This window comes from Pseudomonas sp. NFX1 (assembly GCF_051123555.1).
In the GTDB taxonomy this organism is placed as follows: Bacteria; Pseudomonadota; Gammaproteobacteria; order Pseudomonadales; family Pseudomonadaceae; genus Aquipseudomonas; species Aquipseudomonas capeferrum.
In genome coordinates, this window is sequence record NZ_CP169366.1 from 789,968 (window position 1) to 807,604 (window position 17,637).

14 protein-coding genes and 1 pseudogene are annotated in these 17,637 nt (G+C 64.2%); 10 read left to right on the forward strand and 5 right to left on the reverse strand.

Annotation, left to right across the window (positions count from 1 at the left end):
- Window positions 1–14: 14 nt before the first annotated feature.
- The 6 genes and pseudogenes from DJ563_RS03495 (at window position 15) to DJ563_RS03520 (ending at window position 9,839) form a co-directional block, all read left to right on the forward strand.
- Window positions 15–2,375 (forward strand): DNA polymerase II, encoded by a 2,361-nt coding sequence (locus tag DJ563_RS03495; protein ID WP_434518822.1) that lies wholly within the window; start codon window positions 15–17, stop codon window positions 2,373–2,375.
- Window positions 2,376–2,455: 80 nt separating this feature from the next.
- Window positions 2,456–6,979 (forward strand): NEL-type E3 ubiquitin ligase domain-containing protein, encoded by a 4,524-nt coding sequence (locus tag DJ563_RS03500; RefSeq protein WP_434518823.1) that lies wholly within the window; start codon window positions 2,456–2,458, stop codon window positions 6,977–6,979.
- Window positions 6,980–7,204: 225 nt separating this feature from the next.
- A complete protein-coding gene (locus DJ563_RS03505) occupies window positions 7,205–7,771 on the forward strand; it encodes a DUF4174 domain-containing protein (RefSeq protein WP_274097609.1) in 567 nt (188 codons plus the stop codon).
- Window positions 7,772–7,936: 165 nt separating this feature from the next.
- Window positions 7,937–8,206 (forward strand): annotated as a pseudogene (locus DJ563_RS03510) (HvfA family oxazolone/thioamide-modified RiPP metallophore); the annotation flags it as partial.
- Between the two features lie 105 nt (window positions 8,207–8,311).
- Window positions 8,312–9,148, forward strand: coding sequence for an HvfB family MNIO-type RiPP peptide maturase (locus DJ563_RS03515; RefSeq protein WP_274097608.1), 837 nt, complete (start codon window positions 8,312–8,314; stop codon window positions 9,146–9,148).
- Window positions 9,129–9,839, forward strand: coding sequence for an HvfC family RiPP maturation protein (locus tag DJ563_RS03520; protein ID WP_434518824.1), 711 nt, complete (start codon window positions 9,129–9,131; stop codon window positions 9,837–9,839). Before DJ563_RS03515 ends, DJ563_RS03520 begins: the two co-directional genes overlap by 20 nt.
- Before the next feature lie 44 nt (window positions 9,840–9,883).
- Here DJ563_RS03520 and DJ563_RS03525 read toward each other — a convergent pair whose 3' ends face one another.
- From DJ563_RS03525 to DJ563_RS03535, 3 genes are all read right to left on the reverse strand, one after another.
- Window positions 9,884–10,393: an HvfX family Cu-binding RiPP maturation protein gene (locus DJ563_RS03525; protein ID WP_274097642.1), complete on the reverse strand. Its 510-nt coding sequence runs from the start codon at window positions 10,391–10,393 to the stop codon at window positions 9,884–9,886.
- Window positions 10,394–10,548: 155 nt separating this feature from the next.
- Window positions 10,549–11,835 (reverse strand): sensor histidine kinase, encoded by a 1,287-nt coding sequence (locus DJ563_RS03530; protein ID WP_434518825.1) that lies wholly within the window; start codon window positions 11,833–11,835, stop codon window positions 10,549–10,551.
- Window positions 11,832–12,572 (reverse strand): response regulator, encoded by a 741-nt coding sequence (locus DJ563_RS03535; RefSeq protein WP_434518826.1) that lies wholly within the window; start codon window positions 12,570–12,572, stop codon window positions 11,832–11,834. The genes DJ563_RS03530 and DJ563_RS03535 overlap by 4 nt, the downstream gene beginning before the upstream one ends.
- A gap of 220 nt (window positions 12,573–12,792) precedes the next feature.
- Between DJ563_RS03535 and DJ563_RS03540 the strand changes: the two genes are divergently transcribed.
- Both DJ563_RS03540 and DJ563_RS03545 read left to right on the forward strand, forming a co-directional pair.
- The gene (locus tag DJ563_RS03540) at window positions 12,793–13,068 is read left to right on the forward strand and encodes a DUF2790 domain-containing protein (RefSeq protein WP_033698976.1); all 276 of its coding nucleotides are present in this window, start codon (window positions 12,793–12,795) and stop codon (window positions 13,066–13,068) included.
- Window positions 13,058–13,594: a thioredoxin family protein gene (locus tag DJ563_RS03545; RefSeq protein ID WP_274097603.1), complete on the forward strand. Its 537-nt coding sequence runs from the start codon at window positions 13,058–13,060 to the stop codon at window positions 13,592–13,594. The genes DJ563_RS03540 and DJ563_RS03545 overlap by 11 nt, the downstream gene beginning before the upstream one ends.
- 54 nt (window positions 13,595–13,648) lie before the next feature.
- On the opposite strand, the gene DJ563_RS03550 is transcribed toward DJ563_RS03545, so the two are convergent.
- Window positions 13,649–14,497 carry a shikimate dehydrogenase gene (locus DJ563_RS03550; RefSeq protein WP_434518827.1) on the reverse strand — a complete coding sequence of 283 codons (849 nt, stop codon included), beginning with the start codon at window positions 14,495–14,497 and terminating at the stop codon, window positions 13,649–13,651.
- Complete coding sequence (aroQ, locus tag DJ563_RS03555) at window positions 14,494–14,943, reverse strand: type II 3-dehydroquinate dehydratase (protein ID WP_186654935.1); 450 nt, start codon at window positions 14,941–14,943, stop codon at window positions 14,494–14,496. Before aroQ ends, DJ563_RS03550 begins: the two co-directional genes overlap by 4 nt.
- Window positions 14,944–15,167: 224 nt before the next feature.
- Here aroQ and DJ563_RS03560 point away from each other — a divergent pair, with 224 nt between their 5' ends.
- On the forward strand, window positions 15,168–16,403 hold the full coding sequence (locus DJ563_RS03560) for a TolC family protein (RefSeq protein ID WP_434518828.1): 1,236 nt from the start codon (window positions 15,168–15,170) through the stop codon (window positions 16,401–16,403).
- 30 nt (window positions 16,404–16,433) lie between these two features.
- Entirely contained in the window at window positions 16,434–17,633 is a 1,200-nt protein-coding gene (locus DJ563_RS03565; protein ID WP_434518829.1) for an efflux RND transporter periplasmic adaptor subunit, read from the forward strand.
- Window positions 17,634–17,637 lie beyond the last annotated feature (4 nt).

Here is a 17,637-nt window from a genome sequence, read left to right on the forward strand (position 1 = left end):
CAGAGGTCGACGCGGTGGATTTGCAGCAGGGCTTTGTCCTGACCCGGCATTGGCATGACACACCCGAAGGCACGTGCGTGGAGTTCTGGCTGGCTACCGACCAGGGGCCGCGGCAACTGCGCCTGGCGCCGCAGGTGTCGGTGGCGTTCCTCCCCCAGGCGCAAGCCGAGCATGCTCGCGTGCTGCTGGCCAACGAGCCGGGCGTCGAGCTCAAACCCTTGCAACTGCGTGACTTCGATCAGCGCCCGGTGCTGGGCCTTTACTGCCGCCAGCATCGCCAGTTGATGCAGGTGGAGCAACGCCTGCGCAACGCCGGCGTTGAGGTGTACGAGGCGGACATCCGCCCACCCGAGCGCTATCTCATGGAGCGCTTCATTACCGCCCCCGTGCAGTTCACCGGCCAGCCCAACGCCCAAGGTGTGCTCTGCGATGCCCAGCTCAAGCCCCTGCCGGACTACCGTCCGCCACTGCGCCTGGTGTCGCTGGATATCGAAACCAGCCAGCGCGGTGAGCTCTACAGTATTGCCCTCGAAGGCTGCGGCCAGCGCCAGGTGTACATGCTTGGCCCGGCAAACGGCGACAGCAGCGCCGTGGACTTCGACCTGCATTACTGCGACGACCCTGCCGCGCTGCTCGCGTGCCTCAACCAATGGATGGCCCAGCATGATCCGGATGCGATCATCGGCTGGAACCTGGTGCAGTTCGACCTGCGCCTGCTGCACGAACACGCCAAGCGATTGCAGGTCCCTTTGGCCCTGGGGCGCAACGGCGCGCCCATGACCCTGCGCGCTCACGCCAGCGGCGTTCACGTATTCGTCGATGCCCCCGGGCGGCTGCTGATCGACGGCATCGAAGCCTTGCGTTCGGCCACCTGGAGCTTCCCTTCGTTCAGCCTGGAAAACGTGGCGCAAACGCTGCTGGGCGAGGGCAAGGCCATCAGCACGCCTTATCAGCGCATGGACGAAATCAACCGCATGTTCGCCGAGGACAAACCGTCGCTGGCACGCTACAACCTCAAGGACTGCGAACTGGTCACGCGCATCTTCGCCCATACCCGGCTGCTCGAATTCCTGCTTGAGCGTGCCAGCGTCACGGGGTTGGCCGTGGACCGAAGCGGTGGCTCGGTGGCGGCGTTCTGCCATTTGTACATGCCGCAGATGCACCGCCTGGGCTTTGTCGCGCCCAACCTCGGCAGCCGCCCCGACGAGGCCAGCCCCGGTGGCTTCGTGATGGACTCACGCCCTGGTCTCTACGATTCGGTGCTGGTGCTGGACTACAAAAGCCTGTACCCCTCGATCATCCGCACCTTTCTGATCGACCCGGTCGGCCTGGCCGAAGGCCTGCGCCAGCCCGATGACCAGCACTCGGTGGCCGGCTTTCGCGGCGCTCGCTTCTCCCGTAGCCGGCACTGCCTGCCAGCCATCGTCGAGCGTGTGTGGCAGGGCAGGGAGGCGGCCAAGCGCGCGGGTAACGCGCCGCTGTCGCAGGCACTGAAAATCATCATGAATGCCTTCTACGGTGTACTGGGTTCCAGCGGCTGTCGCTTCTTCGACCCGCGCCTGGCGTCGTCGATCACCCTGCGCGGCCACCAGATCATGCGCCAGACCCGTGAATTGATCGAAGCGCGCGGTTTCGATGTCATCTACGGCGATACCGATTCCACGTTCGTCTGGCTCAAGGGCGCCCATGGCGAAGACGCCGCTGCGCGCATCGGCCGTGAGCTGGTGGCAGAGGTGAACCTTTGGTGGCGCCAGCACCTGCACGATTCGATGGGGCTCGACAGCGCGCTGGAGTTGCAGTTCGAAACCCATTACCGACGCTTCCTGATGCCCACCATTCGCGGCGCCGACGAGGGCAGCAAGAAGCGTTACGCCGGCCTGGTACAGCGCGCCGATGGCAGTGAACAGATGGTGTACAAGGGCCTGGAGTCGGTGCGCACCGACTGGTCGCCGCTGGCGCGGGAGTTTCAGCAGGCGCTGTACGGGCGCATCTTCCGTGGCCAACCGTATCGCGACTACGTGCGCCAGTACGTGCAACAGACCCTGGCCGGTGAACTGGATGAGCTGATGGTCTACCGCAAGCGCTTGCGCCGCCCGCTGGCCGACTACCAGCGAAACGTGCCGCCGCACGTGCGTGCGGCGCGCCTGGCCGATGAGTACAACAGCCGCCTCGGCCGCCCACGGCAGTACCAGAACGGTGGCTGGATCAGCTACCTGATCACCACTGCCGGCCCTGAACCCTTGGAGAGCCTGCAGGCGCCCATCGACTACGAGCACTACCTGAGCCGCCAGCTGCAGCCGGTGGCCGATGCCATCCTGCCCTTTGTCGGTGATGACTTCGCGGCGTTGACGGGCAGCCAGTTAGCGTTGTTCTAAGTGCGGGCATTAGCTATGTAGCGCCTCGACGAACCTGTTCTGCCTAGGCTGGCCTCTTCACTGAAGAGGAGGGTTTGAGCATGGGCACTACCGCGGGCAATGATGTCGAGTCAGGCTTGCCGCATCTGGATACGCTGCAGCGCGACAGCGAGGCGTTTCAGGATGACATCATCGGCCAGCGCTTGCCCCGTTGGCTACGCCAGGCGCCGGTTGAGCAACTGCCCGAGATCAGTCACGCACTGGCCAAGAGCCTTGAATGCCGTCAGCAACTGGGCGCGGTGCTGGCGCGCATCGACGGGATCGATCATTTCGTTGTATCGGCGCTGGAGAACGCGCTCACCGAGCGCTATGGCGTCACGGGCAATCCACGCCGGCTGACGTTTCTGGAAGGGCGCCGTGAGCCGGTAATCAATGCTCAACCGGTTGGGGCTCACCTCACCGAGGTGGTGTACGAAGAAAAGCCATTGCTCGAGGTGGTACTGCGTAACTTCACTGCCGAACAGGCCAGCACGGGCGGCCAGCCTGTCGGCAACCGGCTGCTGGTGCCGCGTGCAGGCACCCACACACCACCCACCGCCATCGCCTTTGCCGCATTGTGCCGCGAGCTGGACCTGGGTGAGGGCTATCAGCGTCATCTGGATGCCATCCTCACGCCGGGCGAGGATCCAAAACGCATCGAGTCGCTGCTGGTCGATGCAATCCGCTATGCCATGTTGGTGGATGGGTACAAGGCCAGGCAAGAAGAGGTGCTCGATGCCAGTGACCTGAAACTCTTGGTAGGCATGTGCCTTGAGGGCAAGCTATTGCGCCTGGCAGGTGACCTGGTGGTGGCTAGGCAACTGAGGTTGCTCGGGTGCACGATCGAGCAGGTCATGGTGCTCGAAGTGATCGATCAAGGGCCTCTGTTCAACACCACTCGGCGATTGTTGATGCATGTGCCGGGTGACCCGGTGGCGGCGTGGAGTGCATTCGACAGCCTCGATGACCTTAACCGCGCGCTTGGCCGTCGCCTGCGCCTCGAGACGTATCAACGGTTCTTCAGCCGCTTCGTGCTCAGGCGCGACAGCCAGGCATTTTTCGCCACGGTGGTGCCGGCTTTTGACGACCTTCCAGACTGGGCCAGTTTTGACCTGAAACCGTATTTGCAGGCGTATCCGTCACCCCTGTTCAACAGCCTGGCGCAGGCGCGCATGCGCCAGATCAAGGAGGACGCAGCGATGATCGCGGTGCCGGTGGCACGGCTCGATCGCGAGCTTCAGCGTGCCCATGACGAACGGCTGGCCGCAGAAGGGTGGGCGCTGCTCAACCTGGCGTCGTTCTTTGTACCGGGCTTGGGGCTGGTCATGCTCGCGGTGACCGTATGGGAGTTGCTGGGCGAGGTCTACCACGCCATCGAGGCCCTGCATGACGGGGACACCCAGCAGGCACTTGATCATATGACCAACGTCGCCACCGACCTTGCAATAGTCGCGGCCACGGCGGCCAGTGTTTCGCTGACCAAGCGGTTGTGGGCACGTTCGGCGGTGGTCGATGCGATGGTGCCTGCGCGGCTCGAAGACGGTAGCACCAAGCTCTGGCAGCAGGATCTGGCAGCGTATCGCAGCATCGCGCCGAGCAGTGCGGCGGCCCAGGATGCCTTGGGTATTTGGCGCTACGGTGGCCAGGCCTGGGTCGAAATGGACGGGCATCACTACCCTGTGGTCGAGCCGGCTGGCGATGGCCAATGGCAACTTCGCCCACGCGGTGGCAACGGGCCTGCGCTACGCTACAACGGCGCCGGCGCCTGGCGGGTATGGACCGAGCAGCCCGCGCAATGGGACGACACCTACCGCATGTTCCGCCGTCTTGGCGCACCGCTGGACAGCATGAGTGACGAGCAGATCGACCAGGTGCTGGGCTTTCATGAGCTCAACGCCGATCACCTGCGGGCGCTGCATGTTTACGGGCGTGCGCCGGAGCCTGGGATGCTCGACAGCGCCGAGCGCTCCAGGCTCGACCGGCGCATTCGCCTGGTGGTCAGCCATTTGCGCGCGGGTGAGCAGGTTGAGGATTTCACCGTGCTCCAGCATGCCCGGCGCCTGCAAGGTGCCTCCGGTGCGTCAGACCAGGCGTTGGCCGAACTGGCATGGGCCCAGCGCCGCCACTTGCTGGGGCAGTTGTATGAGGCCGTGCAGCCCAGCGACACGCCCGGTTCTGTCTTGCTGCGCAAGGTGTTTCCGGGGCTGCATTCGCGTGCCGCGCGAGCGCTGCTGGCGGCGGCCAACGGGCATGATCGACGACGCTTGTTGCAAAGCGGTCGCGTGCCATTGAACCTGGCCGAAGCGGCCAGGCGCAGTGTCTCGGACATCCGCAGGGTTCGAGTGCTTGAAGCGTTGACCCTGGATACCCCACAGAACGCCGACCTGGCACGAGTGGTAGTGGGGTTGCTCAAGTACCTGCCTGGCGCTGGCCAAGGTGTGCGCTGGCGTCTTTTCGAAGGCCAGCGCGGAGGGCCACTGCTGTCATCGGTTGAGGAGGGCACCCACGGTTTCGATCTCTTGCACCAGCATGGCGCCTTCCAATTGCTCGATGCGCAAGGCGTACCGCAAGGTGAGGCCGGCGAGTTGTTCGAGGTGATGGCTGTTGCCTATGCGCCGCATCAGCGCGCGGCCATGCAGATGAATGAGCCTTTCGCCCACAACCTGAGGGTTACGGTGGCGCATGAGGCCCTGCGACGTCACGCCGAAATCGAAGGCTTGCTGGGTGTGCAGCGCCCAGGTGCCTTGCGACTACCGCAGCGTTTGGCCGATGGCCGCTTGGGCTACCCCTTGGGCGGCAGCAACTCGGGTGGCCCGGGACGGCCCGAACGGGCGCTGGGGGCGACGGTGCGTGACCTGTTTCCGTCGTTCAGTGATGAGCAGGTGGCGGCATGGACCGACAATGTGCGGCGCTCGGGTCGACAGCTGGATGCGGTACTGGCCGCGCTGCGCACAGAATACAGGGCGCTGCGCAACAGCCTGGACGCATGGGTTGGGGAGGCCGTAGGTGAAGCCAGGGAGGACCGGGCCTGCTTGCGCGAGACGCTGATCGATTGTTGGCGGCGCACGACCGATGCCGGGCAAACCCACCTCGACACCGACCACAACTACCGCATGGTCTTGTACAACATGTGCCCTGAGGGGCTGCCGGAATTACCGGCCCAGGTCAGCTTCGCTCATGTTTCCGATCTGTCACTGCTGCGCTTGGAGCTGCAGGATGTTCCCGCGAGTTTCCTGCTCGCCTTCTCGCGCCTGCGCATGCTGGATCTGGGGGGCAATCTACTGACTCAATTGCCGCAGCCCTTGTTGCAATTGCGCAACTTGCGTCAATTGACCCTGACCAACAACCAAATCGTGTTGAGCACCAGCCAGGCCGCTACCTTGGCAAGCGCGACACACCTGGAGTACATCGACCTGTCCCACAACCCATTGGGGCGCACCTTCACCTTGAGCGGGTTGACCGCGCTGCGCTGGTTGAACATGCGCAACACCGGCCTTACGCACTTCCCCCACGGTATGGCCAGCCGTTCCTCCCTGGTTCTCATGGATATGCGCGAAAACCGCATTACGCAGATCCCCCACTGGTTCTATCAACTGCCGCCCGGGGTTCGGCGGCGCACCAGGCTGGCCGGGAACCCGCTGGAGGGCGAAGAGCTGGTACGTCTACAGGCGTCTTTCATGACGCCGCTCGTACCCCTGGACGAGGCCTTGCTGCGAGAACAGCTAATCCGTACCCGTGAGGTCTGGGGGGATGCTGTTGGCCCGCAGCACCGTGGCCTGCTGATTGCTGCGTGGGAAACGGTGGATGTCGGCGAGCCAGCAGAGCGTTTCTTTCGTGTCCTGCAGCAGTTGCTGCAGTCTGCGGATTTTCACATCAATCCCCAGGCACTCGCGCAACGGGTACTGGCTGTGCTGCAGGCGATGTCCATGGAGCCAGCTCTGCGTCAGGCGTTGTTGGATATCGCCAATGACGAGTGGGGTTGTCAGGATGGCGCTACCTGGTGCCTGAGCAACCTTGAGTTGAATGTGCTGGTGTGGCAAGCCCGGGCGGATGCACAAGGCAACACGGAGCGCGCCTTGCTCGCGTTGGGGCGGCGTTTGTGGCGTCTGGATGAAGTCGACCGCCTTGCCGTGCGCGACATTCTTGATCGCGGTGGCAACCCGGATGAAAGCGAGGTGGGGCTCGCCTATCGCCTTGGGTTGCGTGATCGTCTGGGCTTGCCCATTCAAGTGGGAGACATGAGTTTTCGGCCACTGGCAGGGGTGACTGAAGCGCACCTTGCACGGGTTGAAGCGCAAGTGCTTGAAGCCGAGACGCAAGAGCAGGTCGCCCGTTCGCTGGTGGACCGAACCTTCTGGCAGGCGCACCTGGAACGCACTCACCCGGATCGTTTCGCGCAAGTCGACTGGCCGTTCCGGCGCCGGCTCGACAGCGTACTCGATGACGAGGCGCTGACCGACGAGACCAGGCAGGCACAGTCCGATGCCATTCTTGGCGAACAGCGCGCAGCGCGGCGGGGGCTGATGCTCGACATGACGCTGGCGGCACTCGAGGCCGGGCCTAGGGACGCGGGTATCGACGTGTAATGGCCCCGACAGACAGTGCACAGTCCTGTCTGCAGCCGCTTTGGACTATGCTCAGTGACAGGGCGGTGTGCTCGGTAAAGGCCGTCATCCTGTTCTGACGCATGCCTGGAAATTGCCCGTTACTTTTCCCTGACACACCGGGTGTTTGAAGTGGTTTAGGCTCCAGGTCGGATTTTTCTCCGTGATCTGCAGTCATTGGTTTATCGAGATATTAAGGAGATGTGTATGCTCGTTCGGTCACTGACCCTCGCCACCTTGCTCGCCGTCACCAGCCCACTGTTCGCCGCAGACAGCGACGCGCCTTTGGCCAAGGAGTTGGGCAAGGCACGGCCTTTGGTGATCATCGCCCCCAGTACAGCCGACCCGACACTGCGCGGGTTGAATAAAGCACTGGAAGACCCTGCCATTCAGGCGGCCTTCAAGGAGCGCAGCCTGGTGCTGTACAGCGTTGCCAAAATGGTGGGCAAGCGCGAGGACAAGAACCTCGAGCAGCAAACCACCATGGCCCTGATTCGCGAACTCAAGCTCGGCGCGAGCGCGGGTACCAAAGTGATCCTCGTGGGCAAGGACGGTGAACGGCACATGCTCAAGGATGACGCGACCGGCGAGCCGATCGACCCGCAGGCCATCCTCAAGGCGGTCGATGAACTGCCGGCGAGCGAGAAGGCCGTGACGGCGCCGGAGCCTGTCGCGGCAGCGCCTGAAGCCAAGGCCAAGGCCAAGGACAGCAAGCCTGCCAAGCCGGTCAAACCGGCCAAGCCAGCTGCACCGCCCAAACCGCTGGAGGACTGATCGCCTTCGCCCGCTCCCTGGCCGCAGGGGCGGGCGCTCTGTATCGCACTGTATCCTGCACGGCTGCAGACCCATTTCTGTACAAAATTCGGACATCGGCGATACATCCCCGACACACCCACGCGGCCTAATGGCTCCACACCCCAACCACAGTGGAGCAACACCATGACTCATGCACGGAACACCCTCGGCCTGCTCGGCGCCGCACTGCTCGGCAGCATGGCCTTTGGCAGCAGCGCGTTCGCAGTCGAGCCCCTGTCCCAGGGTTATCAACTGGCTTCGGCTAAGGTTGCCGGCGAGGGCAAATGTGGCGAAGGCAAGTGCGGGAGCAGCAACAAGGCCAGCCAAGGTGAAGGCAAATGCGGTGGCGACAAGAAGGCCAGCGAGGGCGAAGGTAAATGCGGTGAAGGTAAATGTGGCGCCGCTGGCAAGGCGGGTGATGCCAAGGTTACCGGTAAGTCCTGACTTCAATCCTGGTAATGACACAACGCCCCGCCTGCTGGACAGGCGGGGCGTTGTGCATGTTGCGGAGACTTATCGATGACTACCTCTCGCTTGTTTGCAGGCCTTGGCCTGCGCCGTGGCCTGATGCCCGAGTTGTTGAGCCTTGAAGAGGGCGCAGTGGACTTTCTCGAATGTGCGCCGGAAAACTGGATCGCTGTTGGCGGTGCCTATGGCCGAGGCCTGGCGCAACTGACCGAACGCTTTGCCCTGGCCTGTCATGGCCTGTCCCTGTCCCTTGGCGGCAGCCTGCCACTTGATCGGGGCTTTCTGGACCAGACCCGTGACTTCCTCGATCGCTACCACGTACGCCTGTACAGCGAACACCTGAGTTACTGCAGCGATGACGGCCACCTTTATGACTTGTTGCCGATGCCTTTCACCGAAGAGGCGGTGCATCACGTTGCCGCCAGGATCCGCCAGGCCCAGGACCACCTGCAGCGGCGCATCGCCGTGGAAAACATCAGCTACTACGCAGCGCCTTACCAGGCGATGAGCGAGCTGGACTTCATCCGTGCGGTGCTCGACGAGGCCGATTGCGACCTGCTGCTGGATGTCAACAACGTGTTCGTCAACGCGTGCAACCATGCTTACGATGCGCAGGCGTTTCTTCAGGGGCTGCCGCAGGCGAGGGTCATTGGCATGCATGTGGCGGGTCACTACGATGAGGCCCCCGACCTCAAGGTCGATACTCACGGAGCACCGGTAAAAGAAGATGTGTGGGCCTTGTTCGCGATGGCCTGCAAGCGTTTCGGCGCCAAGCCGACGGTGCTTGAGCGTGACTTCAATTACCCGCCATTGGCCGAACTGCTCGACGAGCTCGCCCGCATGCGTGCTGTGCAGCAGGAGGTGGCGCATGCGCGAAGTGTTGCGTGAACAGCAGTACACACTGGCACGGCATCTGCGTGATCCGGCCCGGCATGCCCCGCCGCCTGGCATCGAGGCGCGCCGCTTGAAGGTTTACCGTGAACTGTTCTACGGCACGATCGAGGGTTTGTTGGCCGGCAGTTTCCCGGTGATGCGGCAAACTCTGGGCGAGCTGCGCTGGCATGCCCGTGTGCGTGATTTTTATGCCAACTACCGCAGCCAGACACCCTTGTTCACCGAGGTGGCCGAGGCGTTCATCGACTACCTCCAGGGTGTCGAACCCGATGCCCCGTGGCAGCTGGAGCTCGCCCACTACGAGTGGGTCGAGGCCCAGCTCTACCTGAGCGATGCCCAGGACCCGGCGCATGATCCGCAGGGGGACCTGCTGCAGGGCGAGCCGCTGCTGTCGTGCACGGCCAGGGTGCTGGCTTACCGTTGGCCTGTCGAGCGTATTGGCCCTGGTTATCAGCCGCAGGTGGCGCCTCAGGCGCCCACGTTGCTGCTGGTTTACCGAGATGTAGGGCTGCAGGTGCGCTTCGCCCGTCTGGCATCCATGGCTTACCGTTTGCTGGCCGAGGTGCAGGGGACGGGGCAGGAGCGCCTGCGAGCACTGGCAGCGGACCAGCAGCAGGGCTTGGTATTGCTGGAAGGTCTGCGCGCGCAAGGGGTTGTTATCGGTACGGTTGTCGGGGCAGGCTGAGGCAGGCAGGGGATAGGGTTGGGTGACCAACCTATCCTGAATAATCATTTCATTGCTATTGAGCCCCTGGCCGTGAGCCGTGCCCGGAGCCAATGGTCAAGGCTCAGGCGGCCGGCGCCCTGGAGCAGCAGTGGCAGCAATGCCACCAGGTAGATCATTGGCAACTTGAAGTTGCCAAAGCCCTGGTCGGTGATCGCATACCCCTGTGCCAGCTCCGCAAGGCCCGACCACTGTGCCGGCCAATGCACCGCAGCGATGGCCACCACGGTAACGACCATTAGCCCGGCCGAGGCCAGCCGCGTACCCAGGCCCAGCAACAGAAGCACAGGCAGCACCAGCTCGGCCCACATCGACAATTGCCAGTTCAGTTCTGCCGGCAGTGCGCTGAAGGGAAACGGCAAGTTCGACTGCAGGTGACCGAACCAGTTGTGGCCGGTGAATTTCTCCCAGCCAGACTCGAAAAACTCCCAGGCCAGAAACAGCCGCAGCGGCAGGTCGGCGCTCCAGCTGCCGATACGGTCGATGCGGGTGAATGTGTGGGTTATTGCCGTCATGCTTAGCGGTTTCATTGCTGTAACTCCTGCTGTGCCATTGTGTGGCCAGGAGTGTGTAGCGGTGGCGTATCGGCAGTGTGTCGGTGGATGCGTCAGTGTGTATCGGACTGTAGCTATCGGTTGTGTAAGCCGGCCCATCACTCATGCGCCTGGGTTCACTGCAGCTCGATTTCTGCACACAACCCACCGCCCTGGCGATTGCTCAGGGTCAATCGCCCGCCCATGGCCTGGGTCAACTGCTGCGCGATCGCCAGCCCCAGCCCTGTGCCCCCGGTACTGCGGTTACGCGAACTTTCAACCCGGTAGAAGGGCTTGAGCACTTCATTGAGCTCATCGTGCGGGATACCGGGGCCGTCATCGAGTACCCGAATCCGGGTGCAGCCCTGTTCACGGCTGACCTCCAGCAGTGCTTTGCCAGCGAACTTGAGGGCATTGTCCACCAGGTTGACCAGCACCCTGCGCAGCGCATGTGGGCGGGTCTCCAGCAGGCCTTCGGCGTTACCATGGCGTTCGACCTGGGCGCCGCTGTCCTGGTAATCGAACACCAGGCTGTCGAGGAAGGCGCCGAGGTTGATCCGGCACGGGGCCTCGGTGTTGATGTCCATACTGCGGGCATACGCCACACCTTCGCGTACCAGATGCTCCATGGCACTCAGGTCATGCCACAGTTTGTCTTTCTCGACCCCCTCGTCCATCACTTCGACGCGCAGCTTCATGCGGGTGATGGGGGTTTGCAGGTCGTGGGAAATCGCTGCCAGCAGCTGCATGCGCTCCTTGAGGTAGGCCGCGATGCGCGCTTGCAAGGCATTGAAGGCGACGGCGGCGTACTTCACCTCGCGTGGGCCGCTTTCGTCCAGTTGTACACCGGGCTTGTCCGGGTCGAGGTTGTCCACCGCCTGCGACAGGCGGGTGAGCGGGCCGATGGCCAGGCGCACTGCCAGCCAGGTGCACAGCAACAGCAAGGCCAGTTGGATCAGCAGCACCACCGGCAGCCAGCGGGCCACCGGTACGCTTGCCGGGGTGACGTCGAGGGTCAGGGGTGCGCCGTCGGCCAGGGTCAAGTGCACCTGAAAGTGCGCATTCGGGCCAGGGATCTCCTGGAACGTCAGGCGATAGTCGTCGCCGATGGCCTTGACGATCGACTCGGCGGCCATGGGCGGGTCGCTGGTCGGCATCGCCTGGCCTTGCAGGCCCTGGTCAAGGTGGTAGCGGTAGGTGCGCCGCTCCAGGCGTGGCAGCCAGGCGGCGCGTTCGGCTGCGGGCAGGCGGTCGAGGATGGCCACCGACGTGGCGACGTCTTGCTCCAGGTTGCTGAGCATCATCGAGCGGCTGCTGATGTAGCGCTCGTAGGCTTGCAGGCCGAACGACAGCCCATAGGCCAGCACCAGGCCTGTGAAGAAGATCAGCGCCAGGCGCGAGGCCAGGGTACGTGGCCATTTCATGAGGGCGACTCGAGCAGTTGCACTGGCAGTGAGAACACATAGCCCTCGTTGCGCACGGTCTTGATGCAGGCGGGTTCGCGGGCGTCGTCCCCCAGGCGCTGGCGCAGGCGGCTGACCAGCAGGTCGATGGAGCGGTCGAAGATGTCCGCCTCGCGGCCCTGGGTCAGGTTCAGCAGTTGTTCGCGGCTGAGTACCCGTTGCGGGTGGTCGAGGAATACCCGCAACAGCCGGTACTCGGCGCCGCTCAGGGCCACCAGGGTATCTTCGCTGTCGAGCAGGTGGCGTGCGGTGGTGTCCAGGCGCCACGGGCCGAAGGCAAGCAGGCGGCTGCTTTCACTGATGGTCAGGTTGGGCGGCAGCATCCGTGTGCGGCGCAGCACGGCATTGATGCGGGCCAGCAGTTCACGTGCGGAGAACGGCTTGGTCAGGTAGTCGTCGGCGCCCATCTCCAGGCCGATGATGCGATCGGTTTCATCGTTGCGCGCAGTCAGCATCAGCACCGGCGTGTTGCGGTGCTTGCTGGCGCGCAGTTCACGGCACAGCAACAGGCCATCGTCGCCGGGCATCATGATGTCGAGGACGATCAGGTCGACGCTGCTGGCTTCGAGAAAGGCGCGCATTTGCCGGCCATCGGCGACGATGCTGGTGCGCAGGCCGTTCTTCTTCAGGTAGTTGCCGACCAGTTCGCGGATCTCGCGGTCGTCGTCGACGATCAGGATGTGATCGACGTGTTCCATGCGCAGCGTTCCTGTGTGGGGAGGGTGTGGACGCAGTGTACCGAGCGTTATCGGGCTTGCCTGCGGGGCTTTGTATTGCAGTGTATCTGCTGCGGGTGCAGATACAGGAGGAGGCAGATCACAGGTTCAGGTGACACATACGGGATACCTGGCGGACGTGTAATGGCTCTCGACCGGGGAGCAATCCTCCCCACCCCCAGCGTTCCACAGGAGAGTTGCCATGAACCTCAAATCCATCGCCAGCGCCAGCCTGCTCGCCGTGCTCAGCTTCGGCGCCTTGACCGCCCAGGCCGCCATGGCGCCGATGAACGATGCCAGTGTCATGCAGTACCGTTACGGTGATCACCTGGATGTGAAGAAAGTCCTGTCGGTGCAGGATGATCAAAGCAACACTTGCGGCCTGGTCAACACCCGCATGGACTATCTCGATTCCAAAGGGCAGCAGCAGAGCGTGGAGTACCGCTCCTACGCCACCGGCGGCTGCCATGAGAATTGATCGGCGCCTGGCGCTGAAGGTGGGCGGCCTGGCGCTGGCGCTGACAGGCCTGGGCCTGGCCGGTTACCTGAACGCAGGCGACAGTTACGGCGCCATGCCCTCGCTGGCGGGCGCCAGCCAGTGGCTGAATTCCCCGCCACTGGACGCGCCGGCGCTCAAAGGCAAGGTGGTGTTGGTGGACTTCTGGACCTGGGACTGCATCAACTGCCAGCACAGCCTGCCGCATGTGAATGACTGGGCACGGCGCTACGCCGACCAGGGCCTGGTCGTGGTGGGCGTGCATACGCCTGAATACGATTACGAGCATGATGTTGCAACCTTGCGCGACAAGGTGGCCATGCTGGGGATCGCTTACCCCGTGGCAGTGGACAACGACCATCAGGTGTGGAATGCCTGGGGCAACCAGTTCTGGCCGGCGCATTATTTTGTCGACCGCAAAGGGCAGGTGCGCCATGTGCATGTTGGCGAGGGGGACTATGGCACGCAGGAACAGGTGATACAGGCATTGCTGGATGAAAAGGCTTGATCGGCCTGTGCCGGCACTTTCGCGGGGCAAACCCGCGAAAGTGCCGATGCCGGTTCAGCTGAAACTGGCAAAGTGGGCCTGCATCCGCCCCGCATCGGCCTCGCGTCCGCTGAACAGTTCGAACGCCTTGACCGCCTGGAACACCGCCATGTTGCTGCCGTCCAGTGTACGGCAGCCCAGCGCCCGCGCTGCACGCAGCAGTTCGGTTTCCAGCGGGAAGTAGATGATCTCTGCCACCCACAAACGTGCGTGCAGCAGCGCCACCGGCAAAGGCGTCCCTGGCAGCTTGGCCATGCCCACAGGCGTGGTATTGACCAACCCGTCTGCCTCGGCCACTGCCGCGCTCAAGTCTGTACCGAGCACTGCTCGGCTTGCGCCGAAGTGCGCGTTGAGGTTGTCGACCAGTGCTTGCGCCCGCGCAGCGTCCACCTCGAACAGCACCAGCTGTTCCACGCCCCCACCCAGCAGGGCATGGGCCACTGCCGAGCCGGCGCCACCGGCACCCATCTGCACCACCTGCCGGCGTGCCACATCTGGCAAGCCGCGGCGCATGCCTTCGGCAAAACCCAGGCAGTCGGTATTGTGGCCAACCCGCTTGCCGTCCTTGAGCACCACGGTGTTCACCGCACCGATCCCGCGTGCTTCATCCGACAGCTCGTCGAGTAGCGGCAAAATCGCCTGCTTGAACGGGTAGGTGATGTTGAGCCCGGTGAACCCGGTGTGCTGTGCGGCATCGAGCAGGCCGGGCAGGGCGCTGTCGTCCAGCTGCAACTGATCGGCGTCGATCAGGCGATAGAGGTAGCGCAGCGCCTGGGCGTCGCCTTCGTGCTCGTGCAGCGCCGGGGTGCGTGACAACTGGATGCCGCGGCCGATCAGGCCGGCGAGGATGGCTTGTTCGCTCATGCTGCCTGCTCCCGCAGCATGTCTGCGAAATGGCTCAGGGCCAGGCGGTAGCCATGGCTGCCGAGGCCGCAGATCACGCCAACGGCAATCGACGAGACGAACGACAGGTGGCGGAAAGGTTCGCGTTTGTGCACGTTCGACAGGTGCACCTCGATGACCGGCAGTTCACTGGCAACCAGGGCGTCGCGGATGGCCACCGAGGTGTGGGTCCAGGCGCCGGGGTTGATCAGGATACCGGCGCAGCGGCCACGGGCGGCGTGGATCCAGTCGATCAGTTCGCCTTCGTGGTTGGTCTGGCGAAATTCGATATCCAGGCCCAGGGTGTGGGCGCTGTCGGCGCAGCCCTGGGCGAGGTCGGCGAGGGTTTCGCGACCATACTGGGTAGGCTCGCGGGTGCCCAGCATGTTCAGGTTAGGGCCGTTCAGCACAAGAATAAGGGGCTTCATGACAGGCATCGCTTTGTTGTTTTTGGTTGCGCTTATATTTGTACCACCTGGTTAGTTTCGTCAATTGCATGGAGCCGCTGCAGCCGGATAGTGGGCGATAACCGGACGTTTTGCGCCATGGCCGGCATTCTCCGGATGACAGAATTGTAATGTTGCCGCCACCACCCCGATAAGCACGCCACCCTACAGTCCCTCGCCAACGCTCGCCGACGAGGACCTGTTTCGTGCCCCGCACCCATGCCATCCCCCGCAAGATCGCCTTGCTCAGCCTGCTATTGGCGGCCATCGGCACTGCCCAGGCCAGTGCCGGCCTGAGCCTGCCTGAAGCGCTGGCCGCCGCTTTTGCGCAAAACCCGGAACTCGCCGCCGCCGGCCGTGAAGTGGGTGTCGCCGAAGGCGAGCGGCGCCAGGCGGATTTGCTGCCCAACCCGGAGCTGTCCTGGGAGGCCGAGGACACTCGCCGCGATACCCGCACTACCACCATCACCCTGAGCCAGCCATTTGAACTGGGTGGCAAGCGCGGGGCGCGCGTCGCCGTGGCCACCACCGGCCAGGCCATCGCCCAGCTTGAGCTGGAGCGACAGCGCAATGGCTTGCGCGCCGATGTGGTACAGGCCTTTCACACGGCGCTGCGTGCGCAAACGGCGCTGGAACTCGCGCAGCAGTCGCAGGCGCTGACCGAGCGTGGCCTGCGTGTGGTGCAAGGGCGTGTTACGGCCGGCCAGGCTTCGCCGGTGGAGGCCACGCGCGCCCAGGTGCAGCTGGCCCAGGCACAATCTGAGGTACGCCGCGCCGCCTCGCAGCGCAGCGTCGCCTACCAGGCCTTGGCGCGGCTGACTGGTAGCCCGCTGGCGACCTTCGACCACCTGCAGGCAGCCAACCTGTCGCCGGGTGCCGCGCCCACGGCCGAGGCCCTGCTCGACAAGGTCGAGCAAACCGCCGAGTGGCGCCTGGCAGCGGCGCAGGTCGAACGCGGCGAAGCGTCGCTGGGTTCGGAAAAGGCCCAACGCATCCCCAACCTCACCGTCAGCCTTGGCAGCCAGTACAGCCGCGAGGACCGCGAGCGGGTCAATGTGGTCGGGCTGTCCATGCCGCTGCCGTTGTTCGACCGCAACCAGGGCAACGTGCTGGTGGCTGCGCGCCGGGCCGACCAGGCACGTGACCTGCGCAACGCCGTCGAGCTGCGCTTGCGCAGTGAAACCCGCAGCGCCCTCAGCCAGTGGGCCACGGCCATGCAGGAGGTGCAGGCCTACGACCGCACCATCCTGCCCTCGGCGCAGCAGGCGGTGGACACCGCCACCCGCGGCTTCGAGATGGGCAAGTTCGCCTTCCTCGATGTGCTCGATGCCCAGCGCACGTTGATCGAGGCGCGCGGGTTGTATCTGGCTGCATTGGCCGCGGCGACCGATGCGCGGGCCCAGCTCGAGCGGGTCTATGGCGACCTCGAAGGCAGTTTGTGATTCGCAAAAAATCCTACAGCAGGAGCAACAATGGATAACCCACGCAAGATTGCCATGCTGGCTGTCGCCTTGGCCGTGCTCGGCCTCGGTGGCCTGGCCTGGACCGGCAACCTCGGCCAGGCCAGCAGCGGCGAAGCCCAACACGACGGGCATGGCGAAGACAGCCACGGCCACGCTGATGAACAGGCCGGCGAAGATCACGAAGACGAGGCGGGCCAACTGCACCTGTCCGACGCCCAGATCAAGGCGGCAGGCGTGCAGTTGGCGGCGGCCGGCCCTCGTGAGCTGGGCACCGCCATCAACTTCCCGGGTGAAATTCGCTTCGATGAAGACCGCACTGCCCACGTCGTGCCCCGTGTACCTGGCGTGGTGGAGTCGGTGCAGGCCGACCTTGGCCAGGCGGTGAAGCGCGGCCAGGTGCTGGCGGTGATCGCCAGCCAGCAGATTTCCGACCTGCGCAGCGAACAACAGGCCGCGCAGCGCCGCCTGGAGCTGGCGCGCCTGACCTTCCAGCGTGAACAACAGCTGTGGCAGGAACGCATCAGTGCCGAACAGGATTACTTGCAGGCTCGCCAGGCGTTGCAAGAGGCGGAAATCGCCTTGGCAAACGCCCGGCAGAAGGTCGCGGCAGTCGGCCCGGCCGGCGCCGGTAACCGCTATGAATTGCGTGCCCCCTTCGATGCGGTGGTGGTGGAAAAGCACCTGACCGTGGGCGAGGTGGTCGACGAGACCAGCAATGCGTTCACCTTGTCCGACCTCAGCCGTGTCTGGGCGACGTTCGCCGTGGCCCCGCGCGATTTGAACAGAGTGGTCACCGGCCGCAGCGTCACGGTCAGTGCACCGGACCTGGGGGCCGAGGTCGAGGGCAAGGTCAACTATGTCGGCAGCCTGCTCGGTGAGCAGAACCGCGCCGCCACCGTGCGTGCCACCCTGGCCAACCCCAATGGCGCCTGGCGCCCTGGGCTGTTCGTGAACATCGCGGTCAGCGTCGAGCGCGCCGCCGCCGCGGTGGTGGTGCCGCAAAGCGCTCTGCAGACATGGGAGGCGCAGACCGTGGTGTTTGTCCGCACCGAGCAAGGCTTCGAAGCGCGCCCGGTGCAGACCGGCCGCCGCGACCCAGGCCAGGTGGAAGTCACCGCCGGGCTGGCGGCAGGCACCCAGGTTGCCACCGCCGGCAGCTTCGTCCTCAAGTCGGAGCTTGGCAAAGGTTCTGCCGAGCACAGCCATTGAAACC